The organism is Lysobacter sp. P5_B12 (genome assembly GCF_056400425.1).
Map to the genome: position 1 here is coordinate 21,156 of NZ_JBFULG010000007.1, position 26,981 is coordinate 48,136.

The window sequence follows — 26,981 nt, forward strand, 5'->3', positions numbered from 1 at the left end:
ACAGATCTACTGCTGCCGCAACGCCTCGATGGGGTCCAGCATCGACGCCTTGCGCGCCGGGTAGTACCCGAAGAACAGGCCGGTCGCGATCGAGAACGCCGCCGCCAGGCCCACCACGTTCGCGTTCACCTGCACCGGCAATTCGCTGAACTTGCCGACGAGCAGGGCCCCCGCGATCCCGATGACGATGCCGATGACGCCGCCGATCATCGAGATCAGCATCGCTTCGGCGAGGAACTGCCGCCGCACGTCGCGCGGTCCCGCGCCCACGGCCATGCGCAAGCCGATTTCGCGAATGCGCTCGGTCACCGACACCAGCATGATGTTCATGATCCCGATGCCGCCGATGATCAGGCAGATCGTCGCCACCGCGCCGAGCAGCTTGGACATCAGGTTGGTGGTCGCCGTGCGCGTGCTGATGATCTCGGCGATGTTGCGCACGTTGAAGTCGTCGTCGGCGCCGGGCTGGATCTTGTGGCGTTGGCGCAACAGTGCTTCCACTTCGCCCTGCACGTAGTCCAGGTCGTTCGCGTTGCCCACGCCCAGCGCGATCTGCATCACCGCGCCCGGCGGCAGGCCCATCGCGCCCATCAGGCGGCGGCGCGCGGTTTCCAGCGGCACCACGACGACATCGTCCTGGTCCTGGCCGAAGCCGCCCTGGCCTTTCGATTTGAGCGTGCCGACCACGGTGAACGGCACGCGCCCGATGCGGATCGTCTGCCCGAGCGGATCGTCTTCGCCGAACAACTCGCGCCGCACGGTTTCGCCGAGGATCACTTCCTTCGCCGCGCCCGTGTAGGCGCGTGCATCGAAGCCGCCGCCGGTGGCGATCTTCCAACCGTTGATGTCGAACCAATCGGCTTCCACGCCCTGCCAACTGCTCGACCAGTTGTTCTCCGCGTAAACCAGCTGGCTGCTGCCGCGCAGGCTGCCCGCGACGAATTGCACTTCCGGAATCTCGGTGCGGATCGCGTGCGCGTCGTCTTCGGTGAGCGTGAAGGTGTTGCCGCTGCCGATGCGCACGCCGCCGAAGCCGCGGCCCGAACCGGCGCTGATATCCAGGCGATTGGAACCCAGGCCGGCGACCATCTTGTCGATTTCCGCCTGCGTGCCCTGCCCCACCGACACCATCACGATCACCGCCGCGATGCCGATGATCACGCCGAGCGAAGTGAGGGCGCTGCGCATCCAGTTGCCGCGCAAGGCGTAGAACGCGGTGCGCAGGATCTCCATCGGATTCATGCGCGCACCTCTTCGGTCAGCAGGCCGTCGCGCATGGTGAAGATGCGGTCGCAATGGTGGGCGACGTCCGGATCGTGCGTGATCAGCACGACCGTGTGGTCTTCTTGCTGCAATTGCTTGAACAGGGCGAGGATTTCCTCGCCGGTCTTCGAATCCAGCGCGCCCGTGGGTTCGTCGGCGAGCAGGATCGGCGGGCGGTTGATCAGCGCGCGCGCGATCGCGACGCGCTGCTGTTGCCCGCCCGACATCTCGCTGGGCCGATGATGCTGCCGATTGCCCAGGCCCACCGCTTCCAGCGCCGCCTGCGCGCGTTGCAAGCGCTCGTCGCGATGCACGTTCGCATAGCCCATCGGCATCGCGACGTTTTCGAGTGCGTCCATCCGCGGCAACAGGTTGAAGCCCTGGAAGACGAAGCCGATCTTGTCCAGGCGCAGGCGCGCGCGGCCTTCGGCATCGAGCGAAGCGACATCCACGCCGGTGCACCAGTAGGTGCCGTTGCTCGGCGTATCCAGGCAACCGAGCAGGTTCATCAGCGTCGACTTGCCCGAACCCGACGGCCCCATGATCGCGACGAACTCGCCGCGCCCGATGCGCAGGTCGACATCGCGCAATGCGACCACTTCGGCCTCGCTGCCTACCGCGTAGACCTTGCCGAGTGCGCGGGTTTCGATCACCGCCCCGTCGCGGGCGGGGTCGCGGAGGAGGGCTTTCATTGCGTGGTCTTCTGCTCGGCGCGCTGCGCACCGACGATGACCGCATCGCCCGCGGCGATGTCGCCGGAGACTTCGGTGTTCGAACCATCCGACACGCCCACGCGCACCATCGCCATCTGCGGCTTGCCGTCGACGAGCTTGTAGATCGGTGCGCGCCGTGCGCCGACCAGGCCCGCGACGCCCGCATCCCACTGCGTGCGTTGCTTGTCGTCTAGCGTCGCGCGGAATGCGGCGAACTGCTGGTTGAAGCGCTCCAGCATCTTCTGGCGCATCGCGGGATTCGCTCCGCCACCACTGTTGTTGCCGCTGGACGGGCCGCCGCCCGGGCCGCGGCCGAACAACGCGCTGCCACCGCCCTGCTGCGACGCCGCCGGTGCCTGGCGCGCGGCCATCCGCTCGCGCATCTGCTTGAGCGCGTCGTCGAACGCCGCTTGCTGCGCGGGCTGCAGCTGCAACGTGGCCGCGAGATTCGGCAACTCGCCGGCGAGCGCACCACGCGATTGCGTCGGCGCGGCACCGGCGGACGACGAATTCTCGTCGGCGGGCTTGAAGCGCAACGCGGCATTCGGGAGTTTGAGCACGCCGTCGCGACGGCTCACTTCGATTTCGGCATTCGCGGTCATGCCGGGCAGCAGCACTTGATCGCGATTGTCGACCGACACAACCACCGGATAGGTGATCACGTTGTTGGTGTTGGTCGCCGACAGGCGCACCTGCTGCACGTTTCCGCGGAAGGAGCGATCGGGAAACGCATCGACGGTGAAGTTCACGCCCTGCCCCGACTTCACCTGGCCGATGTCGGCCTCGTCGATCTGCAGCACGATTTCCATCTTCGAGAGGTCTTCGGCGATCTGGAACAATACCGGCGCCTGCAGGCTCGCGGCGACGGTCTGCCCGGGTTCGATCGAACGCGTCAGCACCACGCCGTCCACCGGCGAGCGGATCACCGTGCGCTGCAGGTTGAGTTGCGAGGTCTGCGTCGAGGCTTGCTGCTGCGTGATCTGCGCCTGCGCGGCGGCGACCTGCGCCCGCGCCTGGTCGCGCGCGGACTTGGCGAGGTCCAGGTCGCTGCGCGCGATCAACTGGTCCTTCGACAGGCCGGCCTTGCGCTGGTAATCGGCTTCGGCGTTGGCGAGCGAAGCGCGCGCGGTTTCGAGGTTGGCCCGCGCGCTGGACACCGACGCCGCACCCTGCGCGATCTGCGCCTGGTACGTACTCGGATCGATGCGCGCGAGCACCTGGTCCTTCTTGACGCGATCGTTGAAGTCGACCAACACGTCGGTGACTTGCCCGGAGATCTGGCTGCCGACATCGACCGTGGAGATCGCGCTCAGCGTGCCGGTGGCCGAGATCGCCACGCGGATGTCGCCGCGTTCCACCGCTGCCGTGCGGAAGGCGCCCTGTGCGGCCTGTGCGTTGCGCTGGGTCCACCACCAACCGGCGGCGATGAGCGCGAGCAGGGCCAGGACCACCGCGACCGAACGCGGCGGGAGGGCGAAACGCTTCTTGCGGGCGGGCGCGGGACGGGAAGCAGCCATGCGGAAGGGTCGGGTCCGGGGAGAGGGGTGTCGACGGCGGGAACGCGCCGTCGCGCGGCGCGTTGACCACGCGCCCCGTCCGAGGTTCCGCGGTTCAGGGAACGAACTGGATCGTCGCCAACGTGCCGCTGCCGGGCACGCTCTCCAATACCACCGGCCAGCCGAAACGTTCACCCAGGCGCCGCACGACCGACAGGCCCAGGCCCATGCCGCCCGTGTCCTGGTCGGCCCGATAGAACGGATCGAAGGCCCGCTGCAGCGTTTCGCGCGTCATGCCGATGCCCGTGTCGCGCACGGTGACGCGGTCCTGCCCGATGCGCACTTCGATGTCGCCGCTGTCGGTGTACTGGCAGGCATTGCTGAGCAGGTTGCCCACCATCACCGCCAGCACGCGCGAGGGTGCGTGCAATTCCGGGCTGGCGTCCTTGATCACTTTCAGCGCCACCGGCTTGCCGTCCAGCAACGGCTGCACTTTCTCGACTTCCTCGTCGATGATGTCCGACACGACGAAGTGCTCGGATTGCGGTTCGATGTCCGCTTCGCGCGCGAGGATCAGGAAGGCGTCGATGACCGCTTCCATGTCGCGGCTCGCCCGCTGGATGCGACGGAGCGATCGCTCGCCGCGTGCGCTGAGATCGCGTTCGGCTTCGAGAAGATCCGCCGCGACGCGAATCACCGTCAGCGGCGTTCGCAGCTCATGACTGGCATCTCTCGTGAAGTTTCTTTCGCGCGCGACGAAGGATTCCACGCGCTCGCCGAGCGTATGCAGGGCCTTGGCGAGTTGTCGCGCCTCGCCGCTGCCGATGTCCGCCGGCAATCGGTGCGGTGCCAGCGCATCGATGTTGGGTTGTCGTGGATCCCAGGCCGCCACTTCGCGCGCAAGCCAATTGACCGGCGTGACCAGGCGTTTGGAAACGCGATAGGTGAGCAGCGACACCGCGAACACCGCCGCCAGCCCCAGCGCGACCGGCAACACCGCGTAGGCATACATCAGCCGGTCGATGCGGTCCTGGTCGTACACGATGTACAGCGTGCCGCCGCCGCCCTTCGCGACGCGGACCTGCATGTCCCGATCGCGCAGGTCGTGATGGCCGACGGGCAACTGCGCGATGCCGGGCGGCATGCCCACCGGCAGGTCGCCATCGGGCACGAACCAACTCTTGAAGTTGCGCCCGTGCGGCAGCGAGTACTCGGCGTTGACCGCTTTTTGCGCAAAGAAGTCCGCCGCCTCGGCTTCGGAGGCGGAGCGGACGAAACCGACCCGTATCACCAGCGACACCAGCCAGCCTGCGATCACGACCGCGAGGCTGACCAGCACCACCTGGAGGAGAAAGGCGATCCGGATCTTGCGTGGCAACCCTTGGGGCACTTCGATCCTCAGGCCGGCGGTTGTTCGATGTCCGCGATCCTGTAGCCGGCACTCTGCACGGTGTGCAGCAAGGGCTTCTCGAACGGCTTGTCGATCGTCTTCCGGAGATTGTAGAGATGACTGCGCAGCGTATCCGAATCCGGCAGGCCGTTGCCCCAGATCTCGCGCTCGATCTCCTGGCGGCTCACCACGCGCGGCGATTCGCGCATCAGGATGGTCAGCAGTTTCAGGCCGATGGGCGAGAGCTGCAGTTCGCTGCCGGCGCGGGTGGCGCGCAGGGAGGCCGGGTCGAGGACGAGGTCGGCGACCTTGAGGACCTCGGCACCCACCTGGCGGCGTTCGCGGCGGATCAGGGCGCGCAGTCGCGCTTCCAGTTCCTGGATCGCAAAGGGTTTGGTGAGGTAGTCGTCGGCGCCGGCGCCGAGGCCGGTGAGCTTTTCGTCGAGGGTGTCGCGGGCGGTCAGCATCAGGACCGGGGTCGACTTGCGGGCTTCCTCGCGGAGGCGCTTGCACACTTCCAGGCCGTCCAGGCGCGGGAGCATGAGGTCGAGGACGATGACGTCGTAGCTGTTTTCGGCCGCGAGTCGATAGCCGTCGAGCCCGTCGGAGGCGTAGTCGACTTCGAATCCCCGGCCTTCGAGGTATTCGCCGACCATTTCCGAAATGTTGCGGTTGTCTTCGACGATGAGGACGAGGCCAGCGGGTTCTTCACTGCTGCGCATGGGAGGGCTCCTGGGTGGGTCTTCAGGTTCGTGAAGGTGCCGATCCGGGGGTCGAGGCTCCGTGAAGAAGCTCATCCGCGTCAATATCCATGCCATTCCCCGCCCTTCGAGGACCCCCTTCCATGAGTTTCGACCGCCTGATCCCGATCCTGCTGCTCCTGGGGTCCAACGTTTTCATGACCTTCGCCTGGTACGGGCACCTGAAGTACAAGTCTGCGCCGCTGGCGCTGGCGATCTTCGCCAGTTGGGGGATCGCCTTGTTCGAGTATTCGCTGATGGTGCCGGCCAATCGCTGGGGGAGCGCGGTTTACTCGGCGCCGCAGTTGAAGGGGATGCAGGAGGTGATCACGCTGGTGGTGTTCGCGGGGTTCTCGGCGTGGTATCTCGGGCAGCCGTTGCGGTGGAATCACTGGGCCGGGTTTGCGTTGATTGCTGTGGCGGCGTGGTTGATTTTTCTGGAGCCCTGAGGGGTTGCTGCGATCATTGGCGCGTCGCCCGAACGTGGTGGGGCATCACCTTGCGGGTCGCTTCGGTCGGGGGCTTCCGCCTCTGTGATTCGTTGGGGGGTGCGAAGCAAGCTTCGCACTGGCCGATCATTTTTCTTGAAAGCGTGAACACTTCGAGCATGGGCCTCCTGATTTCTGGAAGTCACGGCGTTGCACTACAAGTTGCCGACACGGGGAACTTGGAGGTGGATGTTTATTCGGTCTCCCTCGAACGAAAAACCTCGCAGCTGATTACCCCCGCCAGGCGGCTGGTCTTGGACGAATGTGGGGAGGCCGTTGCGGCGTTCAACAGCGAGCATCAGATCGAGCGAGACCTTCCGGATGGGCCTTCGACGCTTCTCGTGAAGCACGTCGAACTGTTCAAGAACAACTTGTACAGGTTCCATTTGGTGCAGGCGCAGTCATCGGCAACGGGCGATATCGAAGCGTTTGCCGCGGCCTATTCCTTTCTATTTGCGATGGAGCTGTCGGCGGTCTTCGGCGGACTGAGTGACCTGCAACGTGCAAGTCTCGACCGAGCGCTGCCAGCACTCGAATGTTCGGGAGATAGCAGTGCCCAGGAATTGGGTTATTGGTTCAAGCGTTGGCGCGCGCTGACTTCGTGAGCGATGGCGGCATGACGACGCACATGCACGTTCGCATGATTCTCGCCGTGTTGCTTTGCGCAATTTCGATGTCGGGCTGCACGGAACGCAGCTCCACAAACGACATCGTCGGGCGCTGGTTCAACGAACAACCCGGTGCGAATCGCCGGGTCGTCGAACTTGGCAAGGACGGGCGGTTCGAGGCGCTGCGATTTCCAAGCGCGGTGGCATGCTCGGACGACAACGCGACCGGGGATGTCGACGGCCGGGGGACTTGGGAATACCTGCGCGAGGACAACAGGGTGTTTCTCAAGTTCTCGGAACTCTCGGACAAGCGATGCACGACGCCATACGGCACGGGAATTTTTTGGCAATCTGGCGATACGTTGTGGGCGTACCCCGACGTGGACCTTCCCTCAACCGCGATCGTCTACAAACGGGATGGCAATACCTGATTTGGTGATCGCCTGATTACGATGCCGAGGTGACCAGCGTGGAAGTGCTTGGGTATTTCATGATGGCCGGACTGTTTGCAACGCTGTTGATGGGCGTTCTGCAGCTGGCGTGGTTGCTCTTCTGCCGCAGAAAGCAGGGGCGGCGCCGCTGGGTCGTTGCCGGGAGCGCGGTGGCGCTTTTTCTCCTGCAACTGAACCTGGTTTGCGCGCAGTACACGTTCCTCAGCCGGGAAGGCGCGTGGACGGGCCTCGCGTTTCTCGTTGCATCTGCGACGATGGTCGCCTACATGTTGATCGATGCCGGAAGACCGGCGTTGCCCGTGCGCGAGCGTGGTGGCCGATGAAGAAGGAATCAGCGACCAATTTGTTCCAGGGCGTGTGGACAGGCTTGGTTGGTTTTGCGCTGGCCGGTTTTGGATTCGGTATCGCGGCCATTTTCAGCAAGCCAGTCGGCGTTGCAGTGTTTTGGCTGGGGTTCTCTGTAGCCTTCGTAGGGTTCTTGCTTCATCTGTCGATCGTGATCGACCGACTATTCAAGAGATTCGATCGCTGATGCATTTCCTTGCGTCGTGCGATCGAGTCGTACGACCGTGCGCACACGATTCGAGTTCGAATATTCTGGCCCGGGTCGTGATTCCTGCTCGGGCTGCGTCCACGAACCAGGAGGGGAGCAAGGTATGAGGCATGTTCCCTCCTCTTCGTTATGTTGTTCGCAGCGACGATCCCGTTCGGATTGCAGCCCTTGATCAACCATCAATTGGCTAACTGCCAGACCGATACGGGCCTCGCGTGTTCGCTGGGCGCGACCGTGTTGCGTTGGTGGTGGATGGCGCTGTTTCCGCTGTGCGCGCTCCTGGCGACAGGCGTCGCCTTGATTGCAGCCTCCCGTCGTCGCAACCGAGGCGAAAACGGACGTGATTCGAGCGGCGAGGAAAATCCGTGATTCGTGAAGGCGCGGCACAAGAAAAAGCGTGGAAGCCGGCACGCATGAACTTGCTTCGGGCCGTGCCTGCTTTTCTGATCGCCGGCCTCGTGCCCTTGGTCTATAGCGTGGTGGTCTCGCCGGATTCTTCGTGGGACCTGACCACGTTGCTTGTACTAGGCGGTATTGCGTACCTGTATTCGCTGTTTCCTATTTTCGTTGTCGGCTTCGTGGCGCTGTTTCTTTCGCTGAAGATCAAGTACGGCCCGTTTTTCATCCCGGTGCTCGTTGGAGGCGCGTCCGGTCTGCTGATCGGAAAATTGAGCTACAACGCAGGCACGCCGTTGAGCTTCATGACGCCGTTGATCCTAAAAGGGGCCCTGACCGCACTGGTGGCCTCCCTGATTTACTTCATCCCGGAGATCCGCCAGCGATTCCCGAGGGAGCGTTCGGCGTAAAAAAAGCCCCGCAAGTGCGGGGCTTTTTCATTCCGGCGTCGAGCGCGATTACTTCTTCAAGCGCTTCGCAATCGCCGCACCCAGATCACCCGGCGACTTCACCGTCGTGACCCCGGCCTTCTCCATCGCTTCGAACTTCCCTTCCGCCGTGCCCTTGCCGCCGGAGGCGATCGCGCCGGCGTGGCCCATGCGCTTGCCCTTCGGGGCGGAGGCGCCGGCGATGAAGCCGACGACGGGCTTGGTCACGTATTGCGAGATGAATTCGGCCGCTTCTTCTTCGGCGCTGCCGCCGATTTCGCCGACCATGATGATGCCCTGGGTCTGCGGGTCGTCCTGGAACCAGCGCAGCGCGTCGATGAAGTTCGTGCCGTTGATCGGGTCGCCGCCGATGCCGATGCAGGTCGACTGGCCGAGGCCGACGTCGGTGGTCTGCTTCACGGCTTCATAGGTCAGCGTGCCCGAGCGCGAGACGATGCCCACGACGCCGGGCAGGTGGATGTGGCCCGGCATGATGCCGATCTTGCACTCGCCGGGCGTGATCACGCCGGGGCAGTTCGGGCCGACGAGCACGACGTCTTCGTAGCCGTTGAGCGCGTTCTTGACGCGCAGCATGTCGAGCACCGGGATGCCTTCGGTGATGCACACGATGACCTTGATGCCCGCGTCGGCGGCTTCGAGGATCGCGTCGGCCGCGAACGGCGGCGGCACGTAGATGACGGAGGCGTCGGCGTCGGTGGCTTCCACCGCTTCTCGCACGGTGTTGAAGACCGGCAGGTTGAGGTGTTGCGTGCCGCCCTTGCCGGGCGTGACACCGCCGACCACCTTGGTGCCGTAGTCGATCATCTGTTCGGCGTGGAAGGTGCCCTGCGAGCCGGTGAAGCCCTGCACGATCACCTTCGTGTTCTTGTCGATCAAAACGCTCATGTGTCGGGTCCTTACTTGCCGGCGGCGGCGGCAACCGCCTTCTTCGCGCCGTCGTTGATGTCGTCGGCGGCGATGATCGCCAGGCCCGAATTCTTGAGGATCTGCTTGCCTTCTTCGACGTTCGTGCCTTCCAGGCGCACGATCACCGGCACCTTGACGTCGACTTCCTTGACCGCCGCGATGATGCCTTCGGCGATCATGTCGCAGCGGACGATGCCGCCGAAGATGTTCACGAAGATCGCCTTGATGTGCGCGTCGCGCAGGATCAGCTTGAAGGCTTCGGTGACGCGTTCCTTCGTCGCGCCGCCGCCCACGTCGAGGAAGTTCGCCGGCTCGCCGCCATTGAGCTTGATGACGTCCATCGTCGCCATGGCCAGGCCTGCGCCGTTGACCATGCAACCGATGTTGCCGTCCATCGTGACGTAGTTGAGGTCGTGCTGGCTGGCCAGCACTTCGGTCTCGTCTTCCTGGCGGATGTCGCGCATCGCGGCGAGTTCCGGATGGCGGAAGGTCGCGTTGTCGTCGGAGTTGATCTTGCCGTCGAGGACCGCGAGGTTGCCGTCGGTCATGATCGCCAGCGGATTGAGTTCGACGAGCGCCAGGTCCTTCTCGTTGAACAGCTTGGCCAGGCCCAGCATGATCTTCGTCAGCTGGTTCACCTGCCTGGCGTCCAGGCCCAGGCCGAAGCCCATGTCGCGGCACTGGTAGGGCTGCAGGCCCTGCACGTAGTTCACGTGCAGCGTCTTGATCGCGTCGGGGTTTTCCTCGGCGGTCTTTTCGATTTCGACGCCGCCTTCGGCCGAGGCGATGAAGGTGATCGCCTTGCTCGAACGGTCGACCAGCACCGAGAGGTACAGCTCCTTGGCGATGTCGGTGGCCTGGGTCACCAGCACGCAGTCGACGGGCAGGGCCACGCCGGCGGACTGGTAGGTCTCCATCTTCGTGCCGAGCATGCCCTTGGCGTATTCGCGCACCTGGTCGAAGGTCTTGGCGAGCTTGACGCCGCCGGCCTTGCCGCGGCCGCCCGCGTGGATCTGGGCCTTGACGACCCAGAAGTCGCCGCCGATGGCCTTGGCCGCGTCGACGGCCTCTTCTGGCGTTCGGGCGACGCGCCCTGCCGGGACCGCGATGCCGTAATCGGCAAACAACTGCTTCGCCTGGTATTCGTGGAAGTTCATGGGGGGTTACGCGCGAAAAGGGGCGGTATTGTCGCCGAAGCGGGACCCCCGGGGCAAAGCCGCCTCCCCCTATACTCCCGCCAACCTCATCGGGGACCCCCGCTTGCCGCGCACGCCCGCCCCCGCCACCACGCAGAGCGCGCTTCGCCGCGAGCTCTATCTGTTCACCCTCTATCGCGCGCTGGAGGCCGGGCTGCTCGCCCTGGTCGTCTTCAGCCCGTTCGGCAACTACTTCGCCGAGCCGGCCCTGCCGATGCTCGGCGGCATGGCCGCCACCGGTTACCTGGTCGCCGCGGTCGTGCTCCTCTATACGGGGCGCAGCGGCTCGCTGAAGGTGCAGGCGCTGGTCGGCGTGCTGGTCGACATCGCGGCGGCGACGCTGGCGATGCACGCACTGCCCACCGCCGCCTCGGGCGTCGCGCTGATGTTGTTGTTCAACGTGGGCGCGGCGGCGTTGTTCCTGTCGATGCGCACGGGCATCGCGATCGCGGCCTTCGCCGGCGTCGCGCTGATCCTCGAATACCTCTGGAGCGGCGCCGAAGGCGTGGCCTCGGCGCGGCAGCCGGCCGAACTGTTGATGTATGCGATCAGCTTCGTCGCCGTCGGCACGCTGACCAACCTGCTCGGGCGGCAGATGCGCGCCAGCCAGGCGCTCGCCGAACACCGCGGCGCGCAGGCCGCGAACATGGCCGAAGTCAGCGAACTGATCATCCGGCGCATGCGCACCGGCGTGTTGCTCGTCGATGGCAGCGGCGCCGTGCGCCTGGCGAACGAAGCGGCGCTGCTGGTGATTGCCGGATCGCAGGGCGATGCCCTGCATACGCTTTCGCCCGACCTGGATCGCCGCCTGCGTCGCTGGCGCCACGATGGCGTCGCGGATGAAACGCCGATGCAGTTCGGCCCCGACCTGCCCGAGATCGTGCCGCGCTTCACGCGCCTGCTCGCCGACAGCGACCAGTCGCTGGTCTTCCTCGACGACACCTCGCTGCTGTCGCGCCGCGCCGAATCCCTGACGCTCGCCACGCTGGGCCGCTTTTCCGCCAGCCTCGCGCACGAGATCCGGAATCCGCTCGCGGCGATCAGCTACGCGACGCAGTTGCTGGAAGAGTCGAAGGAGATCCTCGACGCGGACCGCCGATTGCTGGAGATCATCCACCAGCAGACGCAACGCATGAACGGGATCGTCGAAAACGTCCTCGGCCTCGCGCGCCGCGAGCGCGCGCAGCCCGAATACGTCGAACTGGTCGGCTTCGCGCGGCGCTTCATCGAGGAATACCGCACCAACCATCCGCTGGAAGGCGACACGCTGCAGGTCACCGCCGACCAGCCGGCCGTGCCCGCGCTGGCCGATCCGCGTCAGTTGCACCAGGTGCTCGTCGCGCTGATCCACAACGCGCTCACCTACGGCCGCATGCCGGGGGAACCGGCGCGCGTGCACCTGCACATTTCCAATGCGCACGGGCCGCAGCTCGACGTGCAGGACCGCGGGCCGGGCATTCCGGAGATGGTGGCCTCGCAGTTGTTCCGGCCGTTCTTCACCACCTCCGGCCACGGCACGGGCCTGGGGCTCTATATCGCCCGCGAGTTGTGCCGGGCGAACCAGGCCACGCTGGAATACGTGGCGATGCCGGGGGGCGGCTGTTGCTTCCGGATTCGCCTGGCCGGGCCGCATTCATTGTTGCCCGCGTGAAAAGCAGGGCCTTTGTTGTAATGTTTTGCGCGGGGGGAAAAGGGAACGCATGAACGACCAACGCAGCGCCTTGATCGTCGACGACGAGCGCGATATCCGAGAACTGCTCGTCCTCACGCTGGGCCGCATGGGCCTGCGGACGGAGACGGCGTCGAGCCTCAACGAAGCGCGCGCGCTGCTGGCGACGCACCGCTTCGACCTGTGCCTGACCGACATGCGCCTGCCCGACGGCTCGGGCATCGACCTCATCGCCGAGATTTCCGCGCAATATCCGCACACGCCGGTGGCGATGATCACCGCCTTCGGCAACATGGAAGCCGCGGTGGAAGCGCTGAAGGCCGGCGCCTTCGACTTCGTCGCCAAGCCTGTCGATCTCTCGGTGCTGCGCGGCCTGGTGAAGCACGCGCTGGACCTCCCGCAGAAGGGCGCGCGCCGCCCCGCGGGCAGCGCACCGGCGAGCGATGCGCTCGCCACGCGCCTTTACGGCGACTCGCCGGCGATCGTCGCGTTGAAGCAGACGCTGGGCAAAGTCGCGCGCAGCCAGGCGCCGGTGTACATCGCCGGCGAATCGGGCACGGGCAAGGAACTCGTCGCGCGCACGATCCACGAGCAGGGCGCGCGCGCGACCGGGCCGTTCGTGCCGGTGAACTGCGGCGCGATCCCCGCCGAGCTGATGGAAAGCGAATTCTTCGGCCACAAGAAGGGCAGCTTCACCGGCGCGCACGTCGACAAGCCCGGCCTGTTCCAGGCCGCCGACGGCGGCACGCTGTTCCTCGACGAAGTCGCCGAGTTGCCGCTGCCGATGCAGGTCAAGCTGCTGCGCGCGATCCAGGAAAAATCGATCCGCCCGGTCGGCGCGAACATCGAAGTGCCGGTCGACGTGCGCATCCTGTCGGCCACGCACAAGGATCTCGCCGGGCAGATCGAGGACGGGCGCTTCCGCCACGATCTGTACTACCGCATCAACGTCATCGAATTGCGCGTGCCGCCCCTGCGCGAACGCCTCGACGACCTGCCGGGCCTGTCGGCCGCGATCCTGCAACGCCTCTCCGGCCAGCAGGGCCGCCCGCTTCCCACGCTGACGCCCGAGGCGGTCGAAGCGCTGCGCGCCTACCCCTTCCCCGGCAACGTGCGCGAACTGGAAAACATCCTCGAGCGCGCGCTCGCGCTCGCCGAAGACGACCGCATCGAAGCCAGCGATCTGCGCCTGCCGGTCTATGGCCCGAATGCGCTGTCGCAATCGGCGCCGCGCCCGTCCACGCCGCCGCGCGAGCCCACCCAGCGCGACCCGCGCCACGTCGACCCGCGCGACAGCATGAGCAGTGCCCTGCCCAGCTACATCGAGGAAATCGAGCGCAACGCGATCCAGCAGGCGCTCGAAGACAACCGCTACAACAAGACCAAGGCCGCCGCGCAACTGGGCATCACCTTCCGGGCGCTGCGCTACAAGCTCAAGAAGCTCGGCATCGATTGATGCGCGCGGGCGCGTCGGGGGCGCGTTCGCAACGGGCGCCACGCTTCGGCGTGATGCTCGCGCTGCTTGCGCTGCTCGCCTTCGCCTTGCGCGAGCACTACGTCCTGTCGACGATCGTCGACTGGCCGATCCGCGGCGACATCCGCGAGTACGTCGCGTACGCATGGAATCTTGCCGAGCACGGCGTGTTCGGCAAGACGTTCCCGCCTCAGATGCCGGTGCCCGACGACTATCGCGCGCCGGGGTATCCGTGGGTCATCGCGTTGCTGATGAAGCTGTTCGGCCAGGCGCCGGCGTGGGATCAGGCCGGCCCCTGGTATCCGTGGATGTTGCAGTTGCAGGTGCTGCTCGGCACGGCGACCGTCGTGTGCACGACACTGCTCGCGCGTCATTGGTTGAGCGCCACGTGGGCGATCCTCGCGGGGCTGTTGCTCGCCTGCTGGCCGCATCACGTCGTGGCCACCAATACCTTGTTGTCCGAAGTCCTGTTCGGGTGCGTGCTCATGGCGGGCCTGATGGCGTTCGCGCGTGCGTGGGTTTCGCAGCGCGTCGGTTGGTACGTCGCGGCCGGTGTGCTGTTCGGATTCGCGACCCTCGTCAATCCGGTTGCGCTGTTGTTCGTCCCCTTCCTCGCGCTGCTCGTGGCGTGGCATGGCCAGCGACGTTCGGCGGGCGTGTTGCTCGCCGTCTTCCTGGTGCCGGTGATCGCGTTGGCGATCCGCAACACCAGCGTCGCGAGCCCCGAAGGCGGCGACCGCATGTCGCTGAATTTCGTGCAGGGCTCCTGGCCCGACTACCACGCCGCGGCCCAGCGCCTGCGCAGCGGCGATCCGCGCGCGATCGCCATCACCAACGAGATCGACGCCGAACAGCGCGCCTTGCGCCAGGACCCGGTCGCGGGCCTGGCACGCATCGGCGCACGCATGGCCGACGACCCGGCCTTCTACGCGAAGTGGTACGCCTCCAAGCCTTGGCGCCTGTGGGGATGGCGGATGCCCTTCGGCGGGAGCGACATCGCGTTCCTGGAAGTGCGGCGCTCGCCGTTCGAGCGCCCGGGCGTTTTGCGCGCAATGCGCACCACCTACGCGGCGGTCAATCCGCTGCTGACGACCCTAGCGCTGGCCGCCGCACTGGTCCTCGCGTGGCGCGGCGTGCGGAACCGCGAGGCGATGCCCGCCGCGGCGACGGGCGCGTTGGCCCTCTACCTCACCGCGGTGCACGTCGTCCTGCAGGCCGAGCCGCGTTATGCCATCGCCTATCGCGGCATCGAGTGCGTGCTGGCCATGACCGCGCTGGCCTGCGGCGCCGACTGGTTGCGCAAGCGGCGCTCGCCGGCGGCCGCAAGCTCGGCCGGCCGCGAAGTGGAGTGACAAGGCTTGTCACTTACTGACGCAATGGTTCCGACAAGTGGCAAAAACCCTCGCAAAATCAGTGAATTCGTGATGTTCGACACCCTTCATTCGGAACGCGTAGGCGTGTCCCCTTTGGCACACAACCTGCGTATCCTTACGAGCACGTGCACCGTTGCACGGCTGCCCGACGGATCCGGAAAAGCCGGGCCTGAACGAGGCACGTGACGTTCAAAACACTCCTAGGGGATACACAAATGAAGAAGCAACAGGGCTTTACGCTGATCGAACTGATGATCGTGGTCGCCATCATCGCGATCCTGGCCGCCATCGCCATCAGCCAGTACCAGGACTACGTGATCCGCTCGCAGGTGTCGGAAGGCTCGTCGCTCGCCGACGGCACGAAGACCGCGGTCGCCGAGTTCTACAACAACTACGGTCGCTTCCCGGCGGACAACCAGTCGTACGGCCTGACGCCTCCGGGCTCGATCTCCGGCAAGTACGTCTCGCAGGTCGATGCCGCTGGCGGCAAGATCGAAGTGACCTTCGCCAACCAGGCGCACACGGCCATCCAGGCCGCCGGCGCCAACACGCTGGTGTTCTCGCCGATCGTCCACGGCGGCTCGATCGAGTGGTCCTGCGACAACAGCGCCGGCACCTCGATCCTCAACAAGTACCGTCCGACCCCCTGCCGCGAATAATCGGCCCGGGTGCAGTCTCCGAAGGGCCGCGCAAGCGGCCCTTCTTATTTGTGAGGGAGGGCACACTCCCGAACACCGGCATGGCACGCTGCTTGCGTCATACCCGGTCAGATTCTTAACGCATTCATGCCCGGGGGGGCGCTGCATGAAATCCGACCAGTCCGGTTTCACCCTGATCGAGCTGATGATCGTGGTGGCGATCATCGCGATCCTCGCAGCCATCGCCATCGCGCAGTACAAGGACTACGCCATCCGCGCGCAGGTCTCCGAAGGCGCGTCCCTGGCCGACGGCGTCAAGTCCTCGGTCGCCGAGTTCTACCAGAACATGGGGCGCTTCGCGGGGGACAACGTCTCCTTCGGGCTTGCACCCCCGGCGTCGATCGCGGGCCGTTACGTGCAGCAGCTCGATACGGCGGGCGGCATCATCGACGTCACCTTCGGCAACACGTCCCACGCCGAGCTGCAGGGCCGGCACCTGACCTTCTCGCCGATCGTGCACGGGGGCAGCATCGAGTGGGTCTGCAATCGCTCCGCCACGCTCAACGAAAAGTACGTTCCGCCGGCTTGCCGCGACAACTGATTTCCTGATTTCCGCCCACCCCGTCGCCGACCGCGACGGGGTTTCGCTACGATGCGCCTGCGCCGAAAGCGGCGTTCCGCAGGCGCCGCATGACCCCTCGTTCGTTCCGACCGCAGGACCACCTGGCCCCGCTGGCTTTCGCTGGCGTCCTGCTTCTCGCCTTTCTCGCCTATCGGCCGGGGCTGTCGGGCGGGTTCCTGTTCGACGACCTGGTCAACCTGCCGGCGCTCGGTCGATACGGGCCGATCGATGATGCGCCCGCCTTCTGGCGTTACATCACCTCGGGCGTCGCCGACCCCACGGGGCGTCCGTTCTCGCTGCTGACCTTCCTGCTCGACGCGCGCACCTGGCCCGCCGACCCCGCGCCCTTCCTGCGCACCAACCTGATGCTGCACCTGTTGAACGGTGCGTTGCTGTTCGTGCTGTTGCGCGTCCTCGGCGCACGCCTGGGCGATGACCGGCGCGTGCGCGATGGCGCAGCGCTGATCGGCGCAGGCCTCTGGGTGCTGCATCCGCTGTTCGTGTCGACGACGCTGTACATCGTGCAGCGCGAAGCGATGTTGCCCGCGACGTTCACCCTGCTCGGGCTGCTGGCGTGGGTACACGGGCGCGCACGCCTGGCGAGATCGCCGCGCATCGCGGTGCTCTGGATGGTCGGCGTTTTCGGCGCATGCACGATCCTCGCCGTGGCCAGCAAGGCGAACGGGGCATTGCTGCCGGTGCTGGCCTGGGTGGTCGATGCGGTGGTGCTGCGCCGGAACGATGCGCCGCCGATGGATCGCCGACTGCGCCTCTTGCGTGGCGCGATGTTGATGCTTCCCAGTGCGCTGCTGTTCGCCTGGCTGCTGTCGAAGCTGCCGGCGATGCACGACACACTCGCTTCGCGCCCATGGACCGTCGCGCAACGCCTGCTCACCGAACCGCGCGTGCTCGTCGACTACCTGCAGTTGCTGGCGGTCCCGCGCGTGCTGTCGACCGGGTTGTACAACGATGCCTACATCGTATCCACCGGGCTCGCTTCGCCCGCTTCGACATGGCTGGCGATGCTCGTCGTGCTCGGACTCGTCGCTGCGGCATTCGCGCTGCGCCGCCGCGCGCCGGTCTTCGCATGCGCCGTGCTGTTCTTCTTCGCCGGCCACCTGCTCGAATCCACGGTGCTCGCGCTGGAGTTGTATTACGAGCATCGCAACTACCTGCCGGCCCTGCTGCTCGGCTGGCCCGTCGGCCGCGCGCTGATGCGGTGGTCGATTCCCGCACCCGCGCGCATTGCGCTGGTGGTGCTGCTCTTCGGCGGCCTGGCGACGATCACCTGGCAGCGCGCGTCCCTCTGGGCGCGACAGGACGAGATGGCGCAAATCTGGGCACGCACGAATCCCGCCTCGTCGCGCGCGCAGTCGACGGCAGCGATCTTCGAGCGGGAAAGTGGCCACCCTCTGCTTGCCGTCATCCGCCTGCAGCCCTTGTCCGAACGCGATCCCGCCGACCTGCAGCTCGCGGTGAACCTGGCCGACGCCCGTTGCGCGCTCCGCGGCGTGACGCATCGCAATGTCGCCGACGTCACGTACGCATTGCGCAACACGACCGAAAGCAACGCGTTGATGCACCGCTGGCTGACCGATGCGCTCCACACCGCGCGGTCCAACGGCTGCCGCGGCATGAACCTCGAGTCGATGGATGCGTGGATCGCCGCCGCGCGCGCCAATCCGCATTACGCCGCCCGCCCTCGCCGGCAGGAGCTGCATTCGATCGCCGGGGAGCTCGCGCTCACCCGCGGGCAAGTGGATGCGGCGCGCGCCGAATTCGACCAGGCCCTCGACGCCTGGCCGTCGACGCAGGCCGCGTTGCAGCAAGCATCCCTACTCGCCTCCGCCGGTTGTTACGCGCAAGCACGCGAGCACCTGGATCACTACGCATCGCTGGAACGCGGCGGCGCCTTGTCCGAAGTCGCCGACGCGCCGGGCACAATGGGCCGGCTGCATGCAGCGATTCTCCTCCGCCAGCATTACTGGACCAACGAACTCACCCGCATGCGCACCAACCTCGACGACGACTTCCGCCGCCACGGCGCAACGCAATGCCGATGACCCCACGACGCTTCCTCGCTTCGAATCGCCGATGGCTCGTGCTGATCGCACTGCCACTGCTGGTGCTCGCCATCTATTGGCCCGGTTTGAACGGGGGGTTCGCGTTCGACGACTATCCGAACATCGTCGACAACCAGGCGCTCAAGCTGGACACGCTGGACGGGCCCGCATGGCGCGCGGCGGCGTTCTCGTCGAACGCCGGCAGCCTGCAGCGGCCCATCGCGATGCTGAGCTTCGCGGTGAACACCTATTTCGCCGGCATGGATCCGGTCGCGATGAAGGCGACCAACCTCGCCATCCACGCGATCAATGCGCTGCTGGTCCTGGGCCTGGTGCGTCTGTTGTTCGCGCTCGGCGCGCCCAGTGTCGACGCACGTCGCCGCACGTGGGCCGCGGCCTTCGTCGCCGTCGCATGGGCGCTGCACCCGATCAACACGATGAGCGTGCTGTACATCGTGCAACGCATGGAAAGCCTGGCGCATACCTTCGTGTTCGCCGGGCTTTGGCTGTACCTGGTCGGGCGGCAGCGGCAACTGGCGGGCGAAAGTGGGCGCTGGTGGATCGCCGCCGGCCTGTTCGGCTGCACCGCGCTGGGGATCCTGTGCAAGGAGTCGGCGGTCCTGCTGGCGCTCTACGCATGGCTCGCCGAAGCGTGCATCCCCGCGCTGCGCAACTCGCCGCAAAAGGGCGACGTGCGCAAGTTGTTCGCGGCGGTGTTGTGGCTGCCACTGATCGCGGGGCTGTTCTGGCTGTATCCGCGGGTGACCGCGCCGCACGCGTTCATCACCCGCGACTTCGGCCTCGCCGAGCGGCTGCTGACCGAAGGGCGCGTGGTCGTCGACTACCTGCGCTGGACCTTGGCGCCGCCGCTTCGCGAGCTGACGCTATTCCACGACGACTACGTGGTCTCGCGCGGATGGATGTCGCCGCCATCGACGCTGTTCGCGATGCTGGGCCTGCTCGCACTCGCCGCATTCGCCTGGTGGGTGCGTGCGCGCCGGCCCCTGATGGCGCTCGGGATCCTTTGGTTCCTCGCCGCGCAGGCGCTCACCGCCACCGTCGTGCCGCTGGAACTGGTGTACGAACATCGCAACTACTTCGCGTCGATGGGCGTGCTGATCGCCCTGGCGGATCTGTTGCTGCTTGCGCCGCGCGGCGCGCTGCAGCGCATCGGCGCCCTCGTCGCGATCCTGGCGACCTTCGGCTATGCGGGCACCACGCACCTGCGTGCGCGCGAGTGGTCCAACCCGCTGCGCTTCGCCGACGTCGAAGCGCAGAAGCGCCCGCAGTCGCCGCGCGCGACCTATGCCTACGGCCGCATGCTGGTGATCGCTTCGAAATACGCGCCGGACTCTCCGTTCGTGCCCGTGGCGGTCAGGGAACTCGAGCGCGCGATCACCCTGCCGCAGAGCGGCATCCTCCCGCACAGCGCACTCCTGCTGCTGGCATCGCACACCAACCTGCCGCAGAAGGACGCCTGGTGGGCCGACGTCAACGCGCGCCTGCGCCGGGGCCCCATCGGCCCGCAGGAAATCAACGCGGTGGGCAGCATCATGCGCTGCGCGCGAAACCACGAATGCGTGTTTTCCGAGGAACACATGGTCGGGATGTTCGAGGCCGCGCTCGCGCGCCCCCATGCGGACATGCAGACGATGTACGGCGATTACACGCTCAACGTGCTGAAACAGCCCGATCGCGCGCAGGCCCTGTTCGAGGCCGCCGTGAAGCTGCACCCGGAGGTCTCGCAGTACCGCGTCAACCTGGCGAAGGTCTACATCTCGCTCGGGCAGGACGAAAAGGCGCGCGAACAGATCGCCCGCCTCCGGGAACTGGGGCGTTTCGGCGAAGAGGAGGCGGCGGCCGCGGAACTGGAAAGCCGCCTTGGACTTTCTCCGGGCGCCCCCGCAAACTCGTCCACGCACTGATGCAGGGGGCCCCATGCGTGCCGAATCGACCCAACCCATGAAGCGCATCGCCAGCCGCGCGGACCTCGCCGTCAACGGCGCGGCGCCGGCCTTCGCCGAGCCACTCCACGTCGGCCGCCCGAATGTCGGCGACCGGCAACACTTCCTGCGCCTGGCCGGCGAAATGTTCGACCGCGCCTGGCTGACCAACAACGGTCCGCTCGTGCAGGAACTGGAAGCGCGCATCGCGCAACGCCTCGGCGTCAAGCATTGCGTGGCGATGTGCAACGGCACCGTCGCGCTCGAAATCGCGATCCGTGCGCTGGACCTGCAAGGCGAAGTGATCGTGCCCTCGTGGACGTTCGTCGCCACGGCCCATGCGCTGCATTGGCAGGCGATCACGCCGGTGTTCGCCGATATCGACCCGGACACCCACAACCTCGATCCCGAGGCCGTGCGCCGCATGATCACGCCCCGCACCACCGGCATCATCGGCGTGCACCTGTGGGGGCGTCCCGCGCCTGTCCACGCGTTGCAGGATCTCGCCGACGAGCACGGCCTGCAGTTGATGTACGACACTGCGCACGGCTTCGATTGCAGCTTCGAGGGACGGCCGCTGGGCAACTTCGGTCGCTGCGAAGTCCTGAGCTTCCATGCCACCAAGGTGTTCAATACCTTCGAAGGCGGCGCGGTGGTCACCAACGACGATGCGCTGGCCGAAACGATGCAGCTGATGCGCAACTTCGGGTTCCGTGGCTACGACAATGTCGTCCATCCGGGCACGAACGGAAAAATGGTGGAAATCAATGCCGCGATGGGGCTGGTAAACCTCGACGCGGTCGAGGGCTTCGTCGAAGCCAATCGCGCCAACTACGAGCGTTACGCGACCGGCCTGGCCGGCGTCGACGGTGTCCGCCTGCTGCGCTACGACCCCGCGACCTCGCCGAACTACCACTACGTCGTCGTCGAAGTCGATCCGGGGTTTCCCGCCTCGCGCGACGAGATCGTCGCCGTGCTCCATGCCGAGAACGTGCTGGCGCGCAAGTATTTCTGGCCGGGCGCGCACGGGATGAAGCCCTACCGCGATTTGTTCCCGCACGCGCGCCTGGTGCTGCCCAACACCGAACTGGTCGCCAACCGGGTGATCGTGTTGCCGAACGGGCCGGCCACGTCCTTCGACGACATCGACCTGATCACTTCGGCGCTGCGCGTGCTGGGCACGCCATGATCGCCGTGCGCAAGCGATAGGGATCGCAGCGCCGCGTATGTTCCTGCACCTGTCGCACGACGAGAAGTTCATCGACGCCGCGCACGACGCGTTCGAGCGCGCCGCACCGGGCCGGCACGAATTCGTCGTGGTCGACGCGCCTGCGGCGTTGCAGTACATCAAGACTTTCGAACCGCGGCGCATGCCGCTGGAAACGCTCCTCCATCGCGACTTCACGACGCGCTTGCCGGCCTACGATGCGGTCTTCCTGCATTCGCTCAACAAGCCGAACCGGTTGATCGTCGACGCAGCTCCCGCCGATACGCGCTTCGTGTGGCTGGGCTGGGGGTTCGACTACTACGGACTGATCCGCGCGGCGGGCGAGCTCTGGCTGCCGAAGACGCGCGCCCTGATGCAGTCCATGCACGACGGGAAGAAGGCACGCTCGATCGCCGCCCTCGCGAAGGCGGCGGTCGCCTCGCCGCGGCGAATCCGGACGGCATTGCGGTCCAGGCGCCTGGGCCCGGGCGGGAGCGAGGAATATGCGCTCCTGCAGAAGATCCAGTTCTTTGCGCCCGTGTTGTCGACCGAAGACGCGCTGATCCGCGAGCGGCACCCGGACTTCAAGCCGCGGTTCGCATCGTGGAACTACGGCGCACACGATATCGTCGATCCGGTCGCCGCGCCGGCGAGCCGTCGCGCGCATCGCGTGATCGTCGGCAACAGTGCCACGCCGGAGTGCAACCACCTGGAAGCCTTCGACGCGCTTGCGGATTTCGATGGGGAGATCGTCGTGCCCCTCAGCTACGGCAATCCCGCGTATCGCGACGCGATCCTGCACGCCGGTCGTACACGGCTCGGGGAACGCTTCCGCCCGCTCACCGAGTACATGGCGGCGGAGGCCTACGCGCGATTGATCGCGGGTTCCAGCCACGTGGTGATGAATCATCTTCGGCAGCAAGGCTTCACCAATGTGTTGATCGCGCTGCAGGCCGGCACGCGCGTGGCCATGCAACGTGCGAATCCCTTGTTTCCGTATCTGGCCGGGATCGGCCTCCCGGTCGACGACATCGCGGATCCGCTGGCGTCCGCGACCTTGTCCGACGGCGACATCGCACGCCAGCGGAAAGCGGTTTCCGCTGTCTTCGGGGCGCAGAACCACCATCGGCGGACCAGCGCCTTGCTGGAGCAGGTCGATCGCAGCCGGGAGCCCGCATGTATCCCGTGAAGTGGTGGGCCCACAATCGCCTCGCCAAGACGCGCATGAACGCGCTCGTCCGCGAACGCCTGCCGGCGATCACGGGCACGGTCGTCGACCTCGGCTGTGGAACGGCACCCTTCCGCGACGACATCCTCGCGCATGCGCGCGAGTACATCGGCATCGACTGGACCAACACCCTGCACGACTCGCGTGCGGACATCGTGGCCGATCTCAACCAGGCCCTGCCCCTGCCCGATGCGATGGCCGACCACGTCGTGTCCTTCGAGGTGATCGAGCACCTGGCCGAACCGGCGACGATGCTGCGCGAGGCCGCGCGCATCCTGCGCGGCGGCGGACAACTCACGTTGTCCGCGCCGTTCCAGTGGTGGGAGCACGAAGCGCCCTGGGACTACCAGCGCTTCACGCGTCACGGCTTGCGTTACCAGCTGGAGAAGGCCGGCTTCGTCGACATCGTCGTGCGTAACACGACCGGCTTCTGGTTGATGTGGACCTTGAAGCTCAACTACCAGCTTGCGCGCTTGCCACGCGGTCCCCGTTGGCTGCGGGCCGCAATGCGCGCACCGCTGATCGCGTTCTGGTGGATGGCGCAGCCCATCGCCGCGCAGCTGGACCGCGTGTGGCACGAGGATCGCGAGGCGGCCGGCTATTTCGTCACGGCGCGAAAGCCATGAAGCTGCGGACGCGCGCCATTTCCGCGGGCCGTTGGACCACGGTGTCCGCGATCGGCCGCAGCGGCCTGCAGATGCTGCAGGTGGTCGTCGTCGCGCGTTTCCTGGCGCCGGCCGACTTCGGCCTGATGGCGATCACGATGGCGCTGCTCGGCGTGCTGAGCGTGATCGCGGACTTCGGCATCAGCCGCGGCATCATTCACTTCGATCACGTCGACCACCGCACGCGCTCTTCCCTGTATTGGTTGAACGTGCTGCTGGCGGCGGGGCTGTCCGCCATCGTCGTGGCTTGCGCACCGTTCATCGCGCGCTTCTACGTCAATCCCCCGCTGACGTGGGTGCTGACGTGGACCGCGCCGATCCTGTTCGTCACCAGTCTGGGGCAACAGTTCAACACCCTTGCGGAAAAGGAACTGGAGTTCGCCAAGCCGGCGCAGAACGAACTCGCCGCGGCGCTGGCCGGCTTCATCGCATGCGTGGTGTCCGCGGCATGGCTGGATGCCGGCGTATTCGCGTTGGTCGCCGCAGCGCTGACGACTGCGATCGTCGGCGCATCGCTCGCGTGGATCCGCCTGTCCGCCGGTCATCGCCCCGCGTGGCACATGGACCTGCACGAGGCCATGCCCTTCCTGCGCTTCGGTGGCTACATGGTGGGAGAGAACGCCGCGTCCACGCTCACGCGGCAATCCGACATCTTCCTGGGCGGCTGGTTCCTCGGCAGCGCGACGCTCGGCCTGTATTCGCTTGCGCGCGATCTCAACCTGCGCATTTCGATGATGATCAACCAGGTCGTGACGCGGGTGACATTCCCCGTGATGTCGCGCGTCAAGCACGACGCAGTCGCGCTCGCGGACATCTACGCGAAGACCCTGCGGATGACCGCGTCGGTGAATTTCCCGGTGTTCGTGTTCCTGGCGGTGTTCGCCGACGAAGTCGTGATGCTGCTGTACGGCCCCCGCTTCCGCGACGCGGCGGACCTGATGCGCGTGTTCGCGGTCTGGGGCCTGGTGCGATCGATCGGCAATCCGGCCGGCAGCGTGTTGTACGCAGTGGGCAAGGCGCGTCGCGCATTCGCATGGAACCTGGTGCAACTGGCGCTGATGCCGCTGGCGTACTGGATCGGCTTGCGCGTCGCCGGGCTCGACGGTCTGGTCGCGACCGTCGTCGGCATGCAGGCRCTGCTGGTGTGGCCGACCTGGCGCTGGCTCGTGCACCCCGCCTGCGCACTCGGGTTCGGTGCGTACCTGCGGGAAATCACCATCCCGCTCGTGGCGGCCCTCCTCGCCGGCGCGGGGGCCTGGACGGCGGCGCATGGACTGCCGCACGGCACGTTGCGCATGGCGGTCGGCGGCCTCGTCGGCGGCGTGATTTATCTCGGAATCAGCGCGCTGATCAATCGTCCCTGGCTCCTTGCCGTGCGCGAAATGGCACGGATGCCCATGGGTGCGCGCCGATGAACGTGCCGGGCTTCGTCAGCATCTATGTTCCGACGCACGAGCGGCGCGCGCTGCTCGAACGCGCGCTGGGATCGGTCCTCGCGCAGACCTGGCCGCATTTCGAAGTGATCGTCGTCGACGATGGCTCGCGTGATGGCACGCGCGAATGGTTGCAGGCCTTCGCAGCCGATCCGCGCGTCCGTGCCTTCCATTTCGATGCGCCGCGGGGTGCGCAGGCCGCGCGCAACTTCGCGCTCGCGCAGGCACGTTACGACCTGGTCACCGGCCTGGACGACGACGACACATGGTTGCCCGATCGCCTGCGACAGCTCGTCGAGGCATTGCGGCCGGGCGTCGGGTTCGTGGCCGCGTCGGACATCGTCGAACGCGACGACGGCACGCGCCACCTCGCGCGCCGGCCGGCCCGCATCACGCACGACGCGCTCCTGCGGCGCAATGTCGTCGGCAACCAGGTGCTGGCCCGCAAGGCCGACGTGCTGGCCTGCGGCGCCTTCGACGAAGCCCTGACCGCCTCGCAGGATTACGATCTCTGGATCCGCCTCTCGGCGCGGGCCGGCGACGGCATCGGGCTGGCCACGCCCCTGCAGGTGGTCCACGCGCAGGCCAGCCGCGCGCGCGTGAGCACCTCGCGCCGCCGCCGACAGGGCGTCTGGCGGGTCTGGCGCAAGTACCGCGGGCAGATGACCCCGGCCCAACGCAAATCCCACCTGTTCAACCTCTTGCGCACGACGGATCGGCGCATCACGCTGCGCACCGCGCGCGCGCTGTGGAGCCGGGAGGATGGTCCGCGGATCCTCGCGCACTGGCTGCGCGGGCATGGCCTGCTGTCGGATGCCTGGCTCGAACGCCTGGCGCACCTGCGCGATCGCGCGGAAATCGACCGGTCGCTCGCCGCCAGTCCCCATCGCATTCCGGAAGGCACCACCCCCTGATGTCCAGCGCTCCTGAAACCCTCATCGTCGGCGCCGGCTACGCCGGCAGCGTCGTCGCCCGCGAACTCGCCGATGCCGGCAAGCGCGTGCGGGTCATCGACAAGCGGCCGCACATCGCGGGCAATGCCTTCGACGAGCTCGACGCGCACGGCGTGCTGGTGCATCGCTACGGGCCGCACATCTTCCACACCAATGCCGAGCGCATCTGGGAGTGGTTGTCGCGCTTCACGCAATGGCGCGAGTACGAGCATCGCGTGCGCGGCGTCGTCGACGGGCGCGAGTATCCCTTCCCGATCAATCGCGACACGCTCAACGCGCTGTATGGGCTGGACCTCGACGAAGCGGGCGCCGAGGCCTTCTTCGAACGCGCGCGCGAGCCGCGCGATCCGGTGCGCACGAGCGAGGACGTCGTCCTCAACAGCGTCGGCCGCGATCTGTACGAGAAGTTCTTCCTGCACTACACGCGCAAGCAGTGGGGCCTGGATCCATCGGAGTTGAAGGCCGGCGTCGCCGCGCGCATCCCGGTGCGCACCAACACCGACGATCGTTATTTCACCGATACCTTCCAGGCGATGCCGAAGTTCGGGTACGCGAAGATGTTCGAGGCGATCCTCGACCATCCCAACATCCGCGTCGAACTGGATGTCGACTTCGAGGACGTGCGCCGGCGTGGCGGGTTCGCGCACACCGTGTACACCGGGCCGATCGACGCGTATTTCCACCATTGCCACGGGCGCCTGCCGTACCGTTCGCTGCGTTTCGCGCACGAACACCTGCCGGACGTCGCGCAGTATCAAACGGTCGGCACGGTCAATTATCCGAACGACCACGCCTACACGCGCATCACCGAGTTCAAGCACCTGACGGGCCAGCAGCATGCGGGTACGTCGATCGTGCGCGAGTATCCGCAGGCCGAGGGCGACCCGTACTACCCGATTCCGCGGACCGAGAACGAACTGCTGTTCAAGCGCTACGAGGCGATGGGCGCGGAAGAACGCGACGTCACCTTCGTCGGTCGCCTCGCGCAGTATCGCTACTACAACATGGACCAGGTGGTCGGCGCGGCGCTCGCCGCGGTCCGCCGCCTGCTGGACTGAGACGA

The 26,981-nt window shown here is 66.5% G+C and carries 27 protein-coding genes; 19 read left to right on the top strand and 8 right to left on the bottom strand.

Features of this window, described 5'->3' with window-relative positions; translation table 11 throughout:
• Nucleotides 1-6: 6 nt before the first annotated feature.
• From AC1DOM_RS11850 to AC1DOM_RS11870, 5 genes are all read right to left on the bottom strand, one after another.
• Nucleotides 7-1,242, bottom strand: a complete 1,236-nt coding sequence (locus AC1DOM_RS11850; RefSeq protein WP_498963527.1) for an ABC transporter permease — start codon at nucleotides 1,240-1,242, stop codon at nucleotides 7-9.
• Nucleotides 1,239-1,955 (bottom strand): ABC transporter ATP-binding protein, encoded by a 717-nt coding sequence (locus AC1DOM_RS11855; protein WP_498963529.1) that lies wholly within the window; start codon nucleotides 1,953-1,955, stop codon nucleotides 1,239-1,241. The genes AC1DOM_RS11850 and AC1DOM_RS11855 overlap by 4 nt, the downstream gene beginning before the upstream one ends.
• The gene (locus tag AC1DOM_RS11860; RefSeq protein WP_498963531.1) at nucleotides 1,952-3,493 is read right to left on the bottom strand and encodes an efflux RND transporter periplasmic adaptor subunit; all 1,542 of its coding nucleotides are present in this window, start codon (nucleotides 3,491-3,493) and stop codon (nucleotides 1,952-1,954) included. The genes AC1DOM_RS11855 and AC1DOM_RS11860 overlap by 4 nt, the downstream gene beginning before the upstream one ends.
• A gap of 94 nt (nucleotides 3,494-3,587) precedes the next feature.
• Complete coding sequence (locus AC1DOM_RS11865; RefSeq protein WP_498963533.1) at nucleotides 3,588-4,862, bottom strand: sensor histidine kinase; 1,275 nt, start codon at nucleotides 4,860-4,862, stop codon at nucleotides 3,588-3,590.
• Between the two features lie 8 nt (nucleotides 4,863-4,870).
• Nucleotides 4,871-5,584: a response regulator transcription factor gene (locus AC1DOM_RS11870; RefSeq protein ID WP_036170123.1), complete on the bottom strand. Its 714-nt coding sequence runs from the start codon at nucleotides 5,582-5,584 to the stop codon at nucleotides 4,871-4,873.
• Between the two features lie 122 nt (nucleotides 5,585-5,706).
• Here AC1DOM_RS11870 and AC1DOM_RS11875 point away from each other — a divergent pair, with 122 nt between their 5' ends.
• The 4 genes from AC1DOM_RS11875 (at nucleotide 5,707) to AC1DOM_RS11890 (ending at nucleotide 7,473) form a co-directional block, all read left to right on the top strand.
• Nucleotides 5,707-6,051 carry a DMT family protein gene (locus AC1DOM_RS11875; protein ID WP_498963536.1) on the top strand — a complete coding sequence of 115 codons (345 nt, stop codon included), beginning with the start codon at nucleotides 5,707-5,709 and terminating at the stop codon, nucleotides 6,049-6,051.
• Between the two features lie 158 nt (nucleotides 6,052-6,209).
• Nucleotides 6,210-6,695 carry a hypothetical protein gene (locus tag AC1DOM_RS11880; protein WP_498963537.1) on the top strand — a complete coding sequence of 162 codons (486 nt, stop codon included), beginning with the start codon at nucleotides 6,210-6,212 and terminating at the stop codon, nucleotides 6,693-6,695.
• Between the two features lie 11 nt (nucleotides 6,696-6,706).
• On the top strand, nucleotides 6,707-7,129 hold the full coding sequence (locus AC1DOM_RS11885; RefSeq protein ID WP_498963539.1) for a hypothetical protein: 423 nt from the start codon (nucleotides 6,707-6,709) through the stop codon (nucleotides 7,127-7,129).
• A gap of 29 nt (nucleotides 7,130-7,158) precedes the next feature.
• On the top strand, nucleotides 7,159-7,473 hold the full coding sequence (locus AC1DOM_RS11890) for a hypothetical protein (protein ID WP_498963541.1): 315 nt from the start codon (nucleotides 7,159-7,161) through the stop codon (nucleotides 7,471-7,473).
• 8 nt (nucleotides 7,474-7,481) lie between these two features.
• Here AC1DOM_RS11890 and AC1DOM_RS11895 read toward each other — a convergent pair whose 3' ends face one another.
• Nucleotides 7,482-7,637 (bottom strand): hypothetical protein, encoded by a 156-nt coding sequence (locus AC1DOM_RS11895; RefSeq protein WP_498963543.1) that lies wholly within the window; start codon nucleotides 7,635-7,637, stop codon nucleotides 7,482-7,484.
• A 195-nt stretch (nucleotides 7,638-7,832) separates the two neighbouring features.
• Here AC1DOM_RS11895 and AC1DOM_RS11900 point away from each other — a divergent pair, with 195 nt between their 5' ends.
• Entirely contained in the window at nucleotides 7,833-8,072 is a 240-nt protein-coding gene (locus AC1DOM_RS11900) for a hypothetical protein (protein ID WP_498963545.1), read from the top strand.
• Complete coding sequence (locus tag AC1DOM_RS11905) at nucleotides 8,069-8,509, top strand: hypothetical protein (protein WP_498963547.1); 441 nt, start codon at nucleotides 8,069-8,071, stop codon at nucleotides 8,507-8,509. Before AC1DOM_RS11900 ends, AC1DOM_RS11905 begins: the two co-directional genes overlap by 4 nt.
• Nucleotides 8,510-8,557: 48 nt before the next feature.
• Here the strand turns inward: AC1DOM_RS11905 and sucD are convergent, their stop codons facing one another.
• A complete protein-coding gene (gene sucD / locus AC1DOM_RS11910) occupies nucleotides 8,558-9,433 on the bottom strand; it encodes a succinate--CoA ligase subunit alpha (protein WP_498963549.1) in 876 nt (291 codons plus the stop codon).
• An 11-nt stretch (nucleotides 9,434-9,444) separates the two neighbouring features.
• Nucleotides 9,445-10,611: an ADP-forming succinate--CoA ligase subunit beta gene (sucC, locus tag AC1DOM_RS11915; RefSeq protein ID WP_498963551.1), complete on the bottom strand. Its 1,167-nt coding sequence runs from the start codon at nucleotides 10,609-10,611 to the stop codon at nucleotides 9,445-9,447.
• Between the two features lie 103 nt (nucleotides 10,612-10,714).
• On the opposite strand from sucC, the gene AC1DOM_RS11920 reads away from it, so the two are divergent.
• The 13 genes from AC1DOM_RS11920 (at nucleotide 10,715) to glf (ending at nucleotide 26,976) form a co-directional block, all read left to right on the top strand.
• A complete protein-coding gene (locus AC1DOM_RS11920) occupies nucleotides 10,715-12,301 on the top strand; it encodes a sensor histidine kinase (RefSeq protein ID WP_498963553.1) in 1,587 nt (528 codons plus the stop codon).
• Between the two features lie 49 nt (nucleotides 12,302-12,350).
• Complete coding sequence (locus AC1DOM_RS11925) at nucleotides 12,351-13,775, top strand: sigma-54-dependent transcriptional regulator (protein WP_498963555.1); 1,425 nt, start codon at nucleotides 12,351-12,353, stop codon at nucleotides 13,773-13,775.
• 53 nt (nucleotides 13,776-13,828) lie between these two features.
• Nucleotides 13,829-15,145 carry an ArnT family glycosyltransferase gene (locus AC1DOM_RS11930; protein WP_498963557.1) on the top strand — a complete coding sequence of 439 codons (1,317 nt, stop codon included), beginning with the start codon at nucleotides 13,829-13,831 and terminating at the stop codon, nucleotides 15,143-15,145.
• Nucleotides 15,146-15,381: 236 nt separating this feature from the next.
• Nucleotides 15,382-15,825, top strand: coding sequence for a pilin (locus AC1DOM_RS11935; protein WP_498963558.1), 444 nt, complete (start codon nucleotides 15,382-15,384; stop codon nucleotides 15,823-15,825).
• A gap of 145 nt (nucleotides 15,826-15,970) precedes the next feature.
• Complete coding sequence (locus AC1DOM_RS11940) at nucleotides 15,971-16,405, top strand: pilin (protein WP_498963560.1); 435 nt, start codon at nucleotides 15,971-15,973, stop codon at nucleotides 16,403-16,405.
• Between the two features lie 89 nt (nucleotides 16,406-16,494).
• On the top strand, nucleotides 16,495-18,489 hold the full coding sequence (locus tag AC1DOM_RS11945) for a tetratricopeptide repeat protein (RefSeq protein WP_498963562.1): 1,995 nt from the start codon (nucleotides 16,495-16,497) through the stop codon (nucleotides 18,487-18,489).
• On the top strand, nucleotides 18,486-20,414 hold the full coding sequence (locus AC1DOM_RS11950) for a tetratricopeptide repeat protein (RefSeq protein WP_498963564.1): 1,929 nt from the start codon (nucleotides 18,486-18,488) through the stop codon (nucleotides 20,412-20,414). Before AC1DOM_RS11945 ends, AC1DOM_RS11950 begins: the two co-directional genes overlap by 4 nt.
• Before the next feature lie 37 nt (nucleotides 20,415-20,451).
• The gene (locus AC1DOM_RS11955; protein ID WP_498963566.1) at nucleotides 20,452-21,621 is read left to right on the top strand and encodes a DegT/DnrJ/EryC1/StrS family aminotransferase; all 1,170 of its coding nucleotides are present in this window, start codon (nucleotides 20,452-20,454) and stop codon (nucleotides 21,619-21,621) included.
• 37 nt (nucleotides 21,622-21,658) lie between these two features.
• A complete protein-coding gene (locus tag AC1DOM_RS11960) occupies nucleotides 21,659-22,828 on the top strand; it encodes a TDP-N-acetylfucosamine:lipid II N-acetylfucosaminyltransferase family protein (protein ID WP_498963568.1) in 1,170 nt (389 codons plus the stop codon).
• Nucleotides 22,816-23,493: a class I SAM-dependent methyltransferase gene (locus AC1DOM_RS11965; protein ID WP_498963570.1), complete on the top strand. Its 678-nt coding sequence runs from the start codon at nucleotides 22,816-22,818 to the stop codon at nucleotides 23,491-23,493. Before AC1DOM_RS11960 ends, AC1DOM_RS11965 begins: the two co-directional genes overlap by 13 nt.
• Nucleotides 23,490-24,947, top strand: coding sequence for an MOP flippase family protein (locus AC1DOM_RS11970; protein WP_498963572.1), 1,458 nt, complete (start codon nucleotides 23,490-23,492; stop codon nucleotides 24,945-24,947). The genes AC1DOM_RS11965 and AC1DOM_RS11970 overlap by 4 nt, the downstream gene beginning before the upstream one ends.
• Entirely contained in the window at nucleotides 24,944-25,879 is a 936-nt protein-coding gene (locus AC1DOM_RS11975) for a glycosyltransferase (RefSeq protein ID WP_498963574.1), read from the top strand. Before AC1DOM_RS11970 ends, AC1DOM_RS11975 begins: the two co-directional genes overlap by 4 nt.
• On the top strand, nucleotides 25,879-26,976 hold the full coding sequence (glf, locus tag AC1DOM_RS11980) for a UDP-galactopyranose mutase (RefSeq protein ID WP_498963576.1): 1,098 nt from the start codon (nucleotides 25,879-25,881) through the stop codon (nucleotides 26,974-26,976). The genes AC1DOM_RS11975 and glf overlap by 1 nt, the downstream gene beginning before the upstream one ends.
• Nucleotides 26,977-26,981 lie beyond the last annotated feature (5 nt).